This window comes from Microbacterium sp. LB12 (assembly GCF_037150835.1).
GTDB lineage: Bacteria > Actinomycetota > Actinomycetes > Actinomycetales > Microbacteriaceae > Microbacterium.
The window spans coordinates 292,511-305,710 of sequence record NZ_JBBCPF010000004.1; the positions used below are offsets into that span (position 1 = coordinate 292,511).

A 13,200-nucleotide genomic window follows, 5' to 3' on the forward strand; every position below is an offset into this window, starting at 1 on the left:
ATGAGCGTCACCGCCCCCGCAGGATTCGAGGCGGCCGGTGTCGCCGCAGGTCTGAAGTCCACCGGCAAACCGGACGTGGCCGTCGTCGTCAACCGCGGACCTCGCAAGGTGGGCGCCGCGGTCTTCACCAGCAACCGCGCCAAGGCCAACCCCATCATCTGGTCGCAGCAGGCCGTGGCCGACCGGGTCGTCGAGGCCGTCGTGCTGAACTCCGGCGGGGCGAACTGCTTCACCGGCAGCTTCGGTTTCCAGACCACGCACCAGACCGCCGAGAAGGCGGCCGAGCTCCTCGGCGTCAGCGCCGGTGACGTGCTGATCTGCTCCACGGGCCTGATCGGCACCGGAGACGAGGTCTTCCGTTCCAAGGTTCTCGCCGGTACCGCGCAGGCGATCGCCGAGCTCTCCGCCGACGGGGGAGAGAGTGCGGCGCACGCGATCATGACGACCGACACGGTCGCGAAGACCGCCACCGTGACCCGCGACGGCTGGACGATCGGCGGAATGGCGAAAGGCGCGGGGATGCTCGCGCCCGGGCTCGCCACGATGCTCGTCGTGCTCACCACCGATGCCGTGCTCGAACCGCTCCAGGCCGACGAGGCGCTGCGGCGGGCCACCGGGCAGACTTTCGATCGGCTCGACTCCGACGGGTGCATGTCGACGAACGACCAGGTCACGCTGCTCGCCAACGGCGCATCCGAGGTCGTCCCCGACCTCGACGACTTCACGGCCGCGCTGACCGCACTGTGCCAGGAGCTCGCGGTCAAGCTGCAGGGAGACGCCGAGGGCGCCAGCCACGACATCACGATCGAGGTCCGAGCTGCCGTGTCCGAACAGGACGCGGTCGAGGTCGGCCGCTCGGTCGCCCGGAACAACCTGTTCAAGGCCGCGATCTTCGGCAACGATCCGAACTGGGGGCGTGTGCTCGCCGCGATCGGCACCACGAACGCGCAGTTCGACCCCTACGACGTCGACGTCTGGATGAACGGCGTGCGCGTGTGCACGGAGGGCGGCCCCGACCGTCCGCGTGAGGAGGTCGACCTGACGCCCCGCGCCACGCACCTCGTGATCGACCTGAAGAGCGGCGACGCCACGGCGACGGTGCTCACCAACGACCTCACCCACGACTACGTGCACGAGAACAGCGCCTACGCCTCATGACCGACATCCAGGACACCCCGGCCGAGGTCGCCGCGCAGAAGGCGACCACGCTCATCGAGTCGCTGCCGTGGCTCAAGAAGTTCCGTGACCAGATCGTCGTGATCAAGTACGGCGGCAACGCCATGGTCTCGGAAGAGCTGCAGGACGCGTTCGCGGAGGACATCGCCTATCTCCGCTACGTCGGCGTGCAGCCGGTCGTCGTGCACGGCGGTGGCCCGCAGATCTCGAACATGCTGCAGCGGCTCGAGATCCCGAGCGAGTTCAAGGGCGGCTACCGGGTCACCAACACCGAGGCGATCAGCGTGGTGCGCATGGTGCTCACGGGGCAGGTGAACCCGCAGCTCGTGTCGAAGATCAACTCGCACGGTCCCATCGCGACCGGGCTCAGCGGCGAGGATGCCGGACTGTTCGGCGGACGCCGCCGCGGCGTGGTCGTCGACGGCCAAGAGGTCGATCTCGGACGCGTCGGCGACGTGGTGCAGGTCGACCCCACGGCGGTGCTGGATCACCTCGCGGCCGGACGCATCCCGGTCATCTCGAGCATCGCGCCCGACCTCGACCACCCGGGTCAGTCGCTCAACGTGAACGCGGACGCCGCGGCGGCCGCCCTCGCGGTCGCCCTCGACGCGCGGAAGCTCGTGATCCTCACGGATGTGCCCGGCCTCTACGCCGACTGGCCCAACCGCGACTCGCTCGTCTCACACCTCACCTCGGGGGCGCTCATCGACATGCTCCCGGCGCTCGAGTCGGGGATGATCCCGAAGATGCGCGCATGTCTCGACGCGGTCGAGGGCGGCGTCGACGCCGCGGCGATCATCGACGGACGGGTGCCCCACTCGGTGCTCGTCGAACTTTTCACCAGCAAGGGAATCGGGACCGAAGTGGTCCTGGGAAACACGGAGGTGACGGCATGACCGTCTGGCAGGACGATGCGGCACGCGATCTCGTGCTCAACGCGGGGGACCGGCTGGCGATGCTGGTCCGCGGTGAAGGCTCGTACCTGTGGGACGCCGACGGCCGACGCCACCTCGACTTCCTTGCGGGTATCGCGGTGACCTCGCTGGGTCACGCCCACCCGGTCTTCGTGGACGCGGTGTCCACGCAGGCGGCGACGCTCGCGCACGTGTCGAACTACTTCGCCACGCCGCCGCAGCTCGCCCTCGCCGCGCGGCTCAAGCGCCTCGCCGGTGCGGGGATCGATGGGCGGGTGTTCTTCTCGAACTCCGGCGCCGAGGCGAACGAGGCGGCTTTCAAGCTCGCCCGTCTGCACGGCGGTGCCGAGCGTCCGCGCATCATCGCGCTGGAGAACGGCTTCCACGGCCGCACGATGGGCTCGCTCGCCCTGACCGCCAAGGAGACGATGCGGGCGCCGTTCGAGCCCATGCCCGCGGGTGTCGAGCACATCCCGGCGACGATCGAGGCGCTGGAGGCCGCGATCGACGACCGTGTCGCAGCGGTCATCGTCGAGCCGATCCAGGGTGAGGCGGGTGTCGTCGAGCTGCCGGAGGGCTACCTCGCTGCAGCTCGTTCGCTGACGCTCGCGCACGGCGCCCTGCTGATCGTGGACGAGATCCAGACCGGAGCCGGACGCACCGGCGAGTGGTTCGGCTTCAGCCACGAGGGCATCACCCCCGATGCGATCACGCTCGCGAAGGGCATCGGCGGCGGCTTCCCGATCGGCGCGCTGGTCACCTATGGTGCTGCCAGTGCACTCTTCACGCCGGGCTCGCACGGTTCCACGTTCGGAGGGAACCCGCTGGCGACCGCGGTCGCGGATGCGGTGCTCGCCGAGATCGAGAGTGCCGGCCTGGTGCAGAACGCCGCCCGTCGGGGCGCGGAACTGCGGGAGATCCTGCTCGGCATCGATTCGCCGCTGATCGCGGGCGTGCGCGGCCGCGGCCTGCTGGTCGGCGTCGCGCTCACGGAGCCGGTCGCCGGTGCCGTGGTCGCGGCCGCCCAGGAGCGCGGCCTCATCGTCAACGCCGCCAACCCCGAGACCGTGCGCATCGCGCCCGCCCTCACGATCGGCGACGCCGAGCTCGCCGAGTTCCGTGAACTCTTCGCTGCCGCCCTGGACGACGTCCAGGCCGCTGTTGCCGGAAAGGTATCCGCATGACCCGCCACCTGCTGCGTGACGACGACCTGACGCCCGCCGAGCAGGCCGAGATCCTCGATCTCGCTCTCGAACTGAAGAAGGACCGCTGGGCGGACAAGAGCCTCGCCGGCCCGCAGACGGTCGCGGTGATCTTCGACAAGTCGTCCACCCGCACCCGCGTCTCGTTCGCGGTGGGCATCGCCGACCTCGGTGGTTCGCCGCTGATCATCTCGACCGCGAGCAGCCAGCTCGGCGGCAAGGAGACCCCGTCCGACACCGCACGGGTGCTGGAGCGTCAGGTCGCCGCGATCGTGTGGCGCACCTATGCGCAGTCGGGGCTCGAGGAGATGGCCGCCGGCACCCGCGTGCCGGTCATCAACGCGCTGTCGGACGATTTCCACCCGTGCCAGCTGCTTGCCGATCTGCTGACGATCCGCGAGCACAAGGGCGAGCTGAAGGGGCTCACGCTCACGTTCTTCGGCGACGGCCAGAGCAACATGGCGCACTCGTATGCGCTCGCCGGCGTCACCGCGGGCATGCACGTGCGCATCGCGTCGCCCGAGGACTACGCCCCACGGGCGGATGTCATCGAGGCGGCGGACCGTCGTGCCGCGGAGACCGGTGGCTCGATCACCCTCTACACCGACCCGGTCGAGGCGGCGGCAGGCGCCGACGTCGTCGTCACCGACACCTGGGTGTCGATGGGCAAGGAGGAGGAGAAGATCGCGCGGATCCGAGACCTCGGCGGCTACAAGGTCACCCCGGAGACGATGACGCTCGCCGATCCCGAGGCCATCTTCATCCACTGCCTTCCCGCGGACCGTGGTTACGAGGTCGACTCGACGGTGATCGACGGCCCGCAGAGCGTGGTCTGGGACGAGGCCGAGAACCGGCTGCACGCGCAGAAGGCGCTGCTGGTCTGGCTGCTGGGCAAGAAGGACGCGTGATGAGCGATTCGACGCATGAAGGCACGAACGAGGGCGCGCTCTGGGGCGCTCGGTTCGCCACCGGCCCGTCGCCCGAGCTGGTCGAGCTCAGCCGCTCCACGCATTTCGACTGGATCCTGGCGCCGTACGACATCGCCGGCTCGCATGCGCACGCCACCGCGCTCGAAGCGGCCGGGTACCTGGAACCGGACGAGGCGCGGCGGATGCACGAGGGGCTGGACGCGGTCGCGCGCAAGGTCGCCGACGGCACTCTGCGCCCCGTGCCGACCGATGAGGACGTCCACGGCGCGCTGGAGCAGGCGCTGATCGCCGAGCTCGGCCCGGAGCTGGGCGGTCGTCTGCGCGCGGGCCGCAGCCGTAACGATCAGATCGCGACCCTCGTGCGCATGTATCTGATCGATCACGCCCGGGTGATCGCCCGCGACATCCTCCGCGTGATCGATGCGCTGGTGGCTCAGGCCGAGGCGCATCCCGATGCGATCCTGCCCGGGCGCACGCACCTGCAGCACGCACAGCCCGTCTTGCTGGCCCATCACCTGCAGGCGCACGGTTGGCCGCTGGTGCGCGAGCTGGAACGGCTCGTGGACTGGCGTCGCCGTGCCGGAGTCTCGCCCTACGGCGGGGGAGCGCTGGCCGGGTCGACCCTGGGGCTCGACCCCGCACTGGTGGCGACCGCGCTGGGCCTGGACCGCCCGGCCGAGAACTCGCTCGACGGCACGGCCGCTCGGGACGTGGTGGCGGAGTTCGCCTTCATCACGGCGATGACCGGCGTCGATCTGTCCCGTCTGTCGGAGGAGATCATCCTCTGGAACACCCGTGAGTTCGGCTTCGTCACTCTCGACGACGGCTACTCGACGGGGTCGAGCATCATGCCGCAGAAGAAGAATCCCGACATCGCCGAGCTGGCGCGCGGCAAGTCGGGGCGGCTCATCGGCAACCTGTCGGGGCTGCTCGCCACGCTCAAGGGTCTCCCGCTCGCGTACAACCGCGACCTGCAGGAGGACAAGGAGCCGGTGTTCGACTCGGTGCAGACGCTCGAGGTCGTGCTCCCGGCGTTCGCGGGGATGATCGCGACCCTGCGATTCGACACGGAGCGGATGGCGACGTTGGCGCCGCAGGGCTTCTCGTTGGCGACGGACGTCGCGGAGTGGCTCGTGAAGCGGCGGGTGCCGTTCCGTGACGCGCACGAGATCTCCGGTGCGTTGGTCCGCGCCTGCGAGGAGCAGGGGATCGGACTGGAGGACGCCTCCGACGAGCTGCTGCTGTCGGTGTCGCCGCATCTCGTGCCGGAGGTGCGCGAGGTGCTCACGATCGAGGGCTCGGTCGCGTCCAGGACCGGTGCCGGGGGCACTGCTCCCGTCAGGGTCGCGGAGCAGCGGGCGGAGCTCGTCGCCCGTGCGCAGGCCGCCGCGCACGCCCTCGGGCTGTAGCCGCAGTTCCCGTCGGCGGACGGTGCGCTGCTCAGTGCAGTGCGGCGTCCGCTGCGGAGCGCTCCCAGCGGAGGAACCGCACGGTGAGACCGGCGCGGGTCGGTGCGGCGAGGAACGGACCTGCGAAGGCATCGCGCTGTCCGTCGAACGGTGCGACCCGCACGAGTCGCCAGGCGCCGCGGTCGGTGCGTGCCCGGACGATCACGGAGTCCGTCCACCGGCTGACTCGAACGGTGATCGTGCTCGGGAGCCAGTCGTCGACGTGCCCGACGGACCAGTCCGAGTTCTCGGTGGTGACGACGGCACCGAGCCCGAGGTGGCCGTCGGAGTACTCGACGCCGGCTTTCACCCAGTGCGCCTCGTCGATCCGCACGAAGACGCCCGCCTGGTCGAACTGTCCTTCCCAAGGGGCGTGGAAGGTGACCTCCATCGCCTCGCCGACGGCGAGCGGGGCGAGGAGTGCGTGCTCGGAGTCGTGCGCGAACCCGTAGGCGGTGTGCCGCCAGGCGTCGCTGCCTTCGACAGCCGTGACATCGAGGTGGTCGGCGACGGATCGGACCGTGTGCGGGGTGTGCGTCCAGGTTCCGTCACTCCACGGGACGATGCATGATTCAGGCATAATTCCAATCCATAACCACAATAGGCATAAAACCAACTTATAGCTGCTAAGGTTATCGCATGGTCATCGCCGTCATCGCCGATATCGTGGGCTCCCGCGAACTGGGAGATCGCGATGCCGCTCAGCGCGTCCTCGACGAGACCATCGCGCAGGTCGAGCGGGATCATCCCCTCGCGATGCAGCCGTTGACGCCCACCGTAGGAGACGAGCAGCAGGGTGTCTATCGCGAACTCGGCGACGCGCTCACATCGCTCCTGATGATCCAGCTGCGCCTGCCGGAGGGGATCTCCTTCCGGTTCGGGCTCGGCGTCGGCGCGGTGCGCGCTGTCGAGTCTGTCCACGGAGAACTCGCCGACGGTCCGGGCTGGTACGCCGCGCGCGCCGCGATCGAGACGGTGCATGCGCGCGAGCAGCGCGCCGTGCCGCGCACCCGCACCTGGATTGTCGGTGCCCCCGGGCAGGCTGAGGTCATGCAGAACACGATCGCGGCCGCCAACGCCTATCTGCTGGCGCGCGACGAGCTGGTCGGTGCCATGAGTGCGCGGGAACGCCGGCTCACGTATGGTCGGGCGCTCGGACGGTCGCAGCAGGAGTTGGCGGTCGACGAGGGCATCTCCCAGCCGAGCGTGTCGAAGTCGCTGCGCAGCGCGGGCGCTGCCGCCCTGCTCGAAGGACTGGCCGCGTTGAGGGGGGAGGCGCAATGATCCTCGCCGGGTTCATCCTGCTCGCGGTCGGTGCCGCCGACCTCGTGCGCCAGTTCTCGCCGCGTCGGTGGATCGGATACCTCGCCGCGGCCGTCGTCCTCCTGCTGCTCGGCAGTGTCAGCGATGCGGTGCTGCCGATGCTCGCGGCTCTCGTCGTCGGCGCGCTCTGGGTCTGGTGCATGCCCGACGACCGTCCCGCGCTCGCCGGCTTCTGGCCCGCTGTCCTCCTTGCGGTCGTGGCGGTCGGGGCTGTCGTGTGGATCGGTGGGCGCGATCACGCCGGGCTCATCGGCACCGTGTGGCAGTTGCGTTCCCCGTTCGGCGAGGTCTCCTTCGATCTGGCGATGCTGGCGGTCGGTGTCTCGGTGTTCCTCCTGGAGTCCGCGAACCTCGTGGTGCGCGCGGCGCTCGACGGCGAGCACACCTGGCGACCGGCCGAGCAAGTTGCCGAGACCCGTCCTATTCCCGACGACGAGCCGGGGAAAGAGTCGGAGGAAGAGTCAGGGCAAGAGCCGCAGGCCCCCACCGCCGTCGATCCGCGCGAGGGATTCAAGGGCGGGCGTCTCATCGGTCCGCTGGAGCGCCTGCTGGTCCTCATCCTCACGCTGGCCGCGGCCTACCCGATCCTGGCGGCGATGCTCGCGGCCAAGGGCATCGTCCGATTCCCCGAGATCTCCCGTGACGGCGAGACCGGGGCGCGCGCCGAGTACTTCCTCGTGGGGAGCCTCGTGAGCTGGGTCATCGCGCTCGGTGCGGCCTTCCTCGTGTGGTGGGCCGCGCACAGCTGAGAGTCGCTCAGCCCAGCGACCGGTACCACTCCAGCTTCTCGCTGAGGCGCTGCTGCTGTGCGAGCACCTCGTCGAGTTGCTTCTGCACCGTCTCGGCATGCTCTTCGAGCAGGGCGATCCGCTCCGGGACGGTGTCGTCGCGCTGGCAGAGCTGCCCGTACCGCCGCAGGCGCTCCACGGGCATCCCTGTCTCACGGAGGCACTTCAGGAACTCGAGCAGCCCGAGCTCGGCATCCGAGTAGGCGCGGTGCCCGCCGGCAGTCCGAGCAACGGCCGGCAGAATGCCTTCTCGCTCGTAGTAGCGCAGCGTGTCGATGCTGAATCCGGAGAGCGACGCGGTCTCCGCGGGCGTGTACGTCGTCATGCGCCGATCATAGGACTTGACCTGGAGTGCACTCCAGGTTGCACGGTGGAGACATGACCAACACTTCCGTATCCCCGCTCGTCCTCGGTGCCATGTCCTTCGGCACGCTCGTCGACGAGGAGACCGCCTTCGCCCTTCTCGACCGCTTCGTCGAACGGGGCGGCACCTGGATCGACACCGCCGATTGCTACAGCTTCTGGGCGAGCGAGAGCGGACACGGCGGCGCGTCGGAGGAGGTGCTCGGGCGTTGGCTCGCGTCGAGGCCCGACGCACGGCAGCGGGTGCGCATCTCCACGAAAGTCGGCGCGGAGCCGCTGTGGCCGGGTTCGTGGCCGGAACATCGCACCGGGCTGTCTCCGCGCGCGATCCGCACCGCGGTCGAGGGGAGCATGCGTCGTCTCGGCATCGACCGCATCGACCTGCTCTGGCTGCACCAGGAGGATCGCGCCGTGACGATCGAGGAGACCATCGACGGCCTGGCGACGTTGACCGCCGACGGCGCGGTGAGCAGGGTCGGTGCCTCCAACCACCCCGCGTGGCGCATCGAGCGTGCTCGCGCACACGCGAGGGAGATCGGCAGCATCCCGATCGACGCGTTCCAGCTGAACAGCACGTATCTGCGCACCAGGCCGGGCACGCTCCCGCCCGGTGTCGCCCACCCCTTCGGCGTGCTGAGCGACGAGCAGCGGGACTTCGCCATGGCGAACGGTATCGAGATGTGGGCCTACACACCCTTGCTCTCCGGCGCGTACGACAATCCGGCCAAGCCGGTGCCCGAGGTCTACGAGCACCCGGGGAGCGCGCGTCGGCTCGCGGTGCTGGAACAGATCGCCGCGGAGCGCGAGCTCGGCCACGGGCAGATCGTGCTCGCCTGGCAGCTCGCGCATGGCATCCGGCCGATCCTCGGCGGCAGCAAGCTCGACCAGCTGGAGATCGCGATGGACGCGGCGTCGATCACGCTGACGCCCGAGGAGATCGTCCGTCTCGACGAACCCGTCTGACGGGGAGGTGACGGTCGTGCGCGCTGATAGCCTGGAAAGCGTGTCAACTCCCGCTCTGACGACCGCACCCCAGGCGATCGATCCCACGTTCGAGAACGTGTGGGACGAACTCGTGTGGCGTGGACTGGTCCATGTGTCCACCGACCAGGAGGCGCTGCGCGCCCTGCTCGCGGGAGACCCCATCACGTATTACTGCGGCTTCGATCCGACGGCTCCGAGCCTGCACCTCGGCAACCTCGTGCAGCTGCTGACGCTGCGCCGCATCCAGCTCGCCGGACACAAGCCGCTCGGCCTCGTCGGCGGATCGACCGGACTCATCGGCGATCCCCGTCCGACGGCGGAGCGCACGCTGAACACGCGGGAGACGGTGGAGGACTGGGTCGGTCGGCTTCGGGCCCAGGTCGAGCGCTACCTGAGCTTCGAGGGCGACAACGCGGCCCGCATCGTGAACAACCTCGACTGGACGGCGCCGCTGAGCGCGATCGACTTCCTGCGCGAGATCGGCAAGTACTTCCGGGTCGGCACGATGCTCAAGAAGGACGCGGTCGCTGCGCGACTCAACTCCGATGAGGGCATCAGCTACACCGAGTTCAGCTACCAGATCCTGCAGGGCATGGACTTCCTCGAGCTGTACCGCCAGTACGACTGCGTGCTGCAGACGGGCGGGTCCGACCAGTGGGGCAACCTCACCAGCGGCACCGACCTGATCCGGCGTGCTGAAGGGGCGTCTGCGCATGCCATCGGCACTCCGCTCATCACGAACAGCGACGGCACCAAGTTCGGCAAGAGCGAGGGCAACGCCATCTGGCTGGATGCCGAGATGTGCAGCCCGTACCGGATGTACCAGTTCTGGCTGAGCACGACGGATGCCGACGTGATCGAGCGGCTCAAGGTGTTCACGTTCCTGAGCCGCTCCGAGATCGAGGAGTATGCGGCGCTCGTGGAGGCCGAGCCCTTCCGCCGCGCCGCGCAGAAGCGTCTCGCGCTCGAGGTGGTCGCGACGGTGCACGGCATCGAGGCGACGGCTGCGGTGATCGCGGCATCGGAGGCCCTGTTCGGTCAGGGGGATCTGACCTCCCTCGATGCGGAGACGCTCCGCACCGCACTGGAGGAGCTCCCGAATGCGACGGTCGCTGCGGGCACTCCGGTGCTCGAGGCGCTGGTCGCGACGGGCCTCGTCTCGAGTCTCTCCGAGGCCCGACGTGCGATCGCGCAGGGTGGCGTCACGCTCGACGGCGAACGCGTCGAGGACGAGGTGGCCACGGTGCAGGGTGCACTTCCCGGAGGAGTGTCCGTGCTCCGCCGGGGCAAGAAGACCCTCGCCGGCGTCTTCCTCGGCTGAGTCCCGACGGATGCCGTTCACCGCGAGCCACGCTCTCGTCGCGCTGCCGTTCATCCGGACGCCATTGGTTCCGGCGGCGATCGCGATCGGTGCGATGACGCCGGATCTGCCGCTGTTCGTCCGGGGGATCGGGCTGAACTACTCGTTCACCCACACGTTCGGCAACATCGTGTGGACCGCGTTGCTCGCTTTCGTGCTGTTCCTGGTCTGGCGCGTCCTGCTGCGACCGGCGGTTCCCGAGTTGGCGCCGTCCTGGCTGGCACGACGACTTCCGCAGGAGTGGTCCGACGGTGGCATGGCAGCGGCCCGCGCCGCTATCGGAGTCGGCGAGAAGCGCTGGTATCCACTGATGCTGGCGGTGTCGTTCCTCATCGGTGTGGTCTCGCACATCCTGTGGGACCTCTTCACGCACGAGGGGCGTGCGGGCGTGCAGTTGTTCCCGGGTCTGGATGCGATGTGGGGGCCGCTCCCCGGTTTCAAGTGGCTGCAGCACGGTTCGAGTGTGATCGGCCTCGTCGTCATCGGGATCTGGGCGGTGCTCTGGCTGCGTCGGCGCAGCGCACGTCCGCGCACCACGAGGTCTCTTCCGCAGGGCGTGCGCGTCGCCTGGTGGGTCTCACTTCCGCTGATCCTGATCGGCGCGTGGGTGTGGGGACTGGTCGTGCTGGGACCGATCGACGCCGAGTTCACGGTGCAGCACCTGGCATATCGTGTGCTTCCGCCGGCGTGCGCACTCTGGGGCGCCATCACGCTCGTGCTCTGCGTCGTGCTCGCGGTGCGCGGACGACGTCACCACGCGGGGTGATCCACGCCCCATCGGTGCGGTGCCGCGAACTCGAGTCCGGTGAGTGCAGGACGTGAGGTGACGAGAGTCCGCCCGTCGACGACGAATCGCGCGAGATGCGGTTCGACATCGAAATCGCTCTCGGGCTGCGGCTCCCGACGGCGTGGCATCCCGAGCAGCTCGGCCGCGATGCGGCGCAGCGACGTACGCACGTGCCAGGTACCGCCGTCTCTTGCGCGGCGATCGAGCAGCACGATGACCGCGGCGGCGAGCAGATATCCGGCGCTGTGGTCGAGGGCCTGCGCGGGAAGCGCGCCGGGCGTCGAGCCGTCGACGGATTCCACGAGCGCGATCCCGGATTCGGCCTGCACGAGGCTGTCGAATCCGGCACGTTCGGGCTGCTCCACGCCCCAGGCGCTGAGCTGAGCGACGACCAGACGGGGATAGCGCTCGGCGAGCTCATCCGAGTCGAGTCCGAGCCGGCGGAGTGCGGAGGGCCGGTAACCGAGCACCACGGCGTCGGCCTGCGAGAGCAGTTCGTGCATCCGCGCGGTGCGCGCGTCCAGCAAGGCCGACCGTTTGCCGTGCCCGGTGTCAAGGTGCTGCCACTCGGGTTCGGCCAGCTGCGGCGGGTCGATGCGGAGGACGTCCGCTCCGAGCAGTGCGAGGATGCGCGTGCAGACCGGGCCGGCGATGACGCGGGTGAGATCGAGGACGCGCACACCGCGGAGGGGGAGTGCCGTGGTGATCGAAGGCGGCGGCGTTGCCGAGGGTGCACTATCGAAGCCCCGCACATCGAGAAGCGGCAGCGCGCGAAGCGCACGGTCGCGCGCGGGATCCTCAGCGAGGACCGGGACCGCGAGCCCGCAGGCAGAGGTGATGGCGGACACGGCCTCGGCGCGGGTGCGCTCGGCGAGGGCGGAACGCACCTCGTCCGCATCGGCGTCGTCGGTGAGGTGGAGTCCGGCACGGAGCCCGTCGGCGTGGTGCGGGTAGTTCCCGTGAGTGCGGATCCATCCGTCAGTGGTCCGCCAGAATCCGGAGAACGGCGACCACACCGAGGGGGCGGCCCCGTCGAGTGTGAGGAAGCGATCGCTGCGGTAGGCGACGGCCACTCTGTGCGGGTCGATTGTCGCGGGGGAGCGCCCTGCCGCCAGCATGACCACACTCACGCTCGCCAGTGCGAGCTCTCCCGTCGCGAGTCGTGAGGGGAGCGGGACGGGAAGCGGAGCTGCGTCAGGGGCGTCGAGGTGCGGAACCGAACCGAGCTCTGAGCGCACTCGATCGAGCACTGTCCAGGCGGGGCGGCCAGCCCCGGCACCCGTGGAACCGGGAGACGTGCGGGGCGCCGCGATCGGACGATCGTCGGCAGGTGTGGGCATGACGCGATCGTACTCCGAGTGCCGACAGCGGCAGAAAGCAGCCCTGATCCGGAGGAAACCCGTCACGGCAGCCACACGACACGCCCGGGTGGTGTGCCCCGATTTGCCAGAACCCCGGGATCCGCGTAACTTATTACTTGTTCGCCCCACAGGGAAGCGGAGGAGCCGAGAGCTTCACCCCCCTCAAGCGGAGAACCACCTCCCGATCCGCTCTCACTTGAGAGTTCAGACGCTTGCGTCTAGGATGGGAGATCCACCCCTTCTGTGGCTGTCTTCAGCTGCGCAGCGGATCCTCGATTCGCACGGCGCGCCGATTTGACAAGCAAGTCAGGGTGGCTAAGATAGAGAAGTTGCCCTGCGGGCCTGGTTGTGATGACTGGGTCGTGGGAGCATCCGATCCTTGAGAACTCAACAGCGTGCACTTGTCAAATGCCAAATTATCCTCGTCTAGCTTCGGCTGGGTGAGAATTCCTTTGGATCAAAGACCAGCCTCCTTTGTGGGGTTGGCAATGGATGAAGTCAGCAATGAATTTGTCTCTTTGGTCAGCATCAAACTCGCTGCTTTCACCGTTTTCCCGGTGTTGGT

General features: G+C 68.9%; 13 protein-coding genes. 10 read left to right on the forward strand and 3 right to left on the reverse strand.

Annotated elements, in window-relative coordinates; translation table 11 throughout:
- Genes argJ through argH form a run of 5 tightly spaced genes read left to right on the forward strand, consistent with a single transcriptional unit; the run spans nt 1 to nt 5,630 of the window.
- On the forward strand, nt 1-1,158 hold the full coding sequence (gene argJ, locus WFM69_RS10095; RefSeq protein WP_337004201.1) for a bifunctional glutamate N-acetyltransferase/amino-acid acetyltransferase ArgJ: 1,158 nt from the start codon (nt 1-3) through the stop codon (nt 1,156-1,158).
- Nucleotides 1,155-2,072, forward strand: a complete 918-nt coding sequence (gene argB, locus WFM69_RS10100; protein WP_337004203.1) for an acetylglutamate kinase — start codon at nt 1,155-1,157, stop codon at nt 2,070-2,072. Before argJ ends, argB begins: the two co-directional genes overlap by 4 nt.
- Nucleotides 2,069-3,274, forward strand: a complete 1,206-nt coding sequence (locus WFM69_RS10105) for an acetylornithine transaminase (RefSeq protein WP_337004205.1) — start codon at nt 2,069-2,071, stop codon at nt 3,272-3,274. The genes argB and WFM69_RS10105 overlap by 4 nt, the downstream gene beginning before the upstream one ends.
- On the forward strand, nt 3,271-4,200 hold the full coding sequence (argF, locus tag WFM69_RS10110) for an ornithine carbamoyltransferase (RefSeq protein WP_337004207.1): 930 nt from the start codon (nt 3,271-3,273) through the stop codon (nt 4,198-4,200). The genes WFM69_RS10105 and argF overlap by 4 nt, the downstream gene beginning before the upstream one ends.
- Nucleotides 4,200-5,630: an argininosuccinate lyase gene (gene argH / locus WFM69_RS10115; RefSeq protein ID WP_337004209.1), complete on the forward strand. Its 1,431-nt coding sequence runs from the start codon at nt 4,200-4,202 to the stop codon at nt 5,628-5,630. The genes argF and argH overlap by 1 nt, the downstream gene beginning before the upstream one ends.
- A 31-nt stretch (nt 5,631-5,661) precedes the next feature.
- On the opposite strand, the gene WFM69_RS10120 is transcribed toward argH, so the two are convergent.
- Nucleotides 5,662-6,249, reverse strand: a complete 588-nt coding sequence (locus WFM69_RS10120) for a DUF1349 domain-containing protein (protein ID WP_337004211.1) — start codon at nt 6,247-6,249, stop codon at nt 5,662-5,664.
- Between the two features lie 59 nt (nt 6,250-6,308).
- Between WFM69_RS10120 and WFM69_RS10125 the strand changes: the two genes are divergently transcribed.
- Together WFM69_RS10125 and WFM69_RS10130 are read left to right on the forward strand one after the other, a co-directional pair.
- Nucleotides 6,309-6,953: a SatD family protein gene (locus WFM69_RS10125; RefSeq protein ID WP_337004213.1), complete on the forward strand. Its 645-nt coding sequence runs from the start codon at nt 6,309-6,311 to the stop codon at nt 6,951-6,953.
- Nucleotides 6,950-7,741 (forward strand): hypothetical protein, encoded by a 792-nt coding sequence (locus WFM69_RS10130; protein ID WP_337004215.1) that lies wholly within the window; start codon nt 6,950-6,952, stop codon nt 7,739-7,741. The genes WFM69_RS10125 and WFM69_RS10130 overlap by 4 nt, the downstream gene beginning before the upstream one ends.
- Nucleotides 7,742-7,748: 7 nt before the next feature.
- Here the strand turns inward: WFM69_RS10130 and WFM69_RS10135 are convergent, their stop codons facing one another.
- Nucleotides 7,749-8,105 carry a MerR family transcriptional regulator gene (locus WFM69_RS10135; protein WP_337004217.1) on the reverse strand — a complete coding sequence of 119 codons (357 nt, stop codon included), beginning with the start codon at nt 8,103-8,105 and terminating at the stop codon, nt 7,749-7,751.
- 53 nt (nt 8,106-8,158) lie between these two features.
- Between WFM69_RS10135 and WFM69_RS10140 the strand changes: the two genes are divergently transcribed.
- The 3 genes from WFM69_RS10140 to WFM69_RS10150 are packed head-to-tail and all read left to right on the forward strand — an operon-like array spanning nt 8,159 to nt 11,253.
- Nucleotides 8,159-9,106 carry an aldo/keto reductase gene (locus WFM69_RS10140; protein WP_337004219.1) on the forward strand — a complete coding sequence of 316 codons (948 nt, stop codon included), beginning with the start codon at nt 8,159-8,161 and terminating at the stop codon, nt 9,104-9,106.
- 40 nt (nt 9,107-9,146) lie between these two features.
- Complete coding sequence (gene tyrS / locus WFM69_RS10145) at nt 9,147-10,448, forward strand: tyrosine--tRNA ligase (protein ID WP_337004221.1); 1,302 nt, start codon at nt 9,147-9,149, stop codon at nt 10,446-10,448.
- 10 nt (nt 10,449-10,458) lie between these two features.
- Entirely contained in the window at nt 10,459-11,253 is a 795-nt protein-coding gene (locus tag WFM69_RS10150; protein WP_337004223.1) for a DUF4184 family protein, read from the forward strand.
- Here WFM69_RS10150 and WFM69_RS10155 read toward each other — a convergent pair.
- A complete protein-coding gene (locus tag WFM69_RS10155) occupies nt 11,238-12,614 on the reverse strand; it encodes a CoA transferase (RefSeq protein WP_337004225.1) in 1,377 nt (458 codons plus the stop codon). The two genes, WFM69_RS10150 and WFM69_RS10155, sit on opposite strands and share 16 nt — an antisense overlap.
- Between the last annotated feature and the right edge of the window lie 586 nt (nt 12,615-13,200).

What these genes read in the sequence shown, in the direction of transcription:
- argB (WP_337004203.1), top strand. Translation starts at nt 1,155, where the DNA reads ATGACCGACATCCAGGACACCCCGGCCGAGGTCGCCGCGCAGAAGGCG.
- argF (WP_337004207.1), top strand. Translation starts at nt 3,271, where the DNA reads ATGACCCGCCACCTGCTGCGTGACGACGACCTGACGCCCGCCGAGCAG.
- WFM69_RS10130 (WP_337004215.1), top strand. Translation starts at nt 6,950, where the DNA reads ATGATCCTCGCCGGGTTCATCCTGCTCGCGGTCGGTGCCGCCGACCTC.
- WFM69_RS10140 (WP_337004219.1), top strand. Translation starts at nt 8,159, where the DNA reads ATGACCAACACTTCCGTATCCCCGCTCGTCCTCGGTGCCATGTCCTTC.
- WFM69_RS10150 (WP_337004223.1), top strand. Translation starts at nt 10,459, where the DNA reads ATGCCGTTCACCGCGAGCCACGCTCTCGTCGCGCTGCCGTTCATCCGG.
- WFM69_RS10120 (WP_337004211.1), bottom strand. Translation starts at nt 6,249, where the DNA reads ATGCCTGAATCATGCATCGTCCCGTGGAGTGACGGAACCTGGACGCAC.
- WFM69_RS10125 (WP_337004213.1), top strand. Translation starts at nt 6,309, where the DNA reads ATGGTCATCGCCGTCATCGCCGATATCGTGGGCTCCCGCGAACTGGGA.
- WFM69_RS10155 (WP_337004225.1), bottom strand. Translation starts at nt 12,614, where the DNA reads ATGCCCACACCTGCCGACGATCGTCCGATCGCGGCGCCCCGCACGTCT.
- WFM69_RS10105 (WP_337004205.1), top strand. Translation starts at nt 2,069, where the DNA reads ATGACCGTCTGGCAGGACGATGCGGCACGCGATCTCGTGCTCAACGCG.
- argH (WP_337004209.1), top strand. Translation starts at nt 4,200, where the DNA reads ATGAGCGATTCGACGCATGAAGGCACGAACGAGGGCGCGCTCTGGGGC.
- argJ (WP_337004201.1), top strand. Translation starts at nt 1, where the DNA reads ATGAGCGTCACCGCCCCCGCAGGATTCGAGGCGGCCGGTGTCGCCGCA.
- WFM69_RS10135 (WP_337004217.1), bottom strand. Translation starts at nt 8,105, where the DNA reads ATGACGACGTACACGCCCGCGGAGACCGCGTCGCTCTCCGGATTCAGC.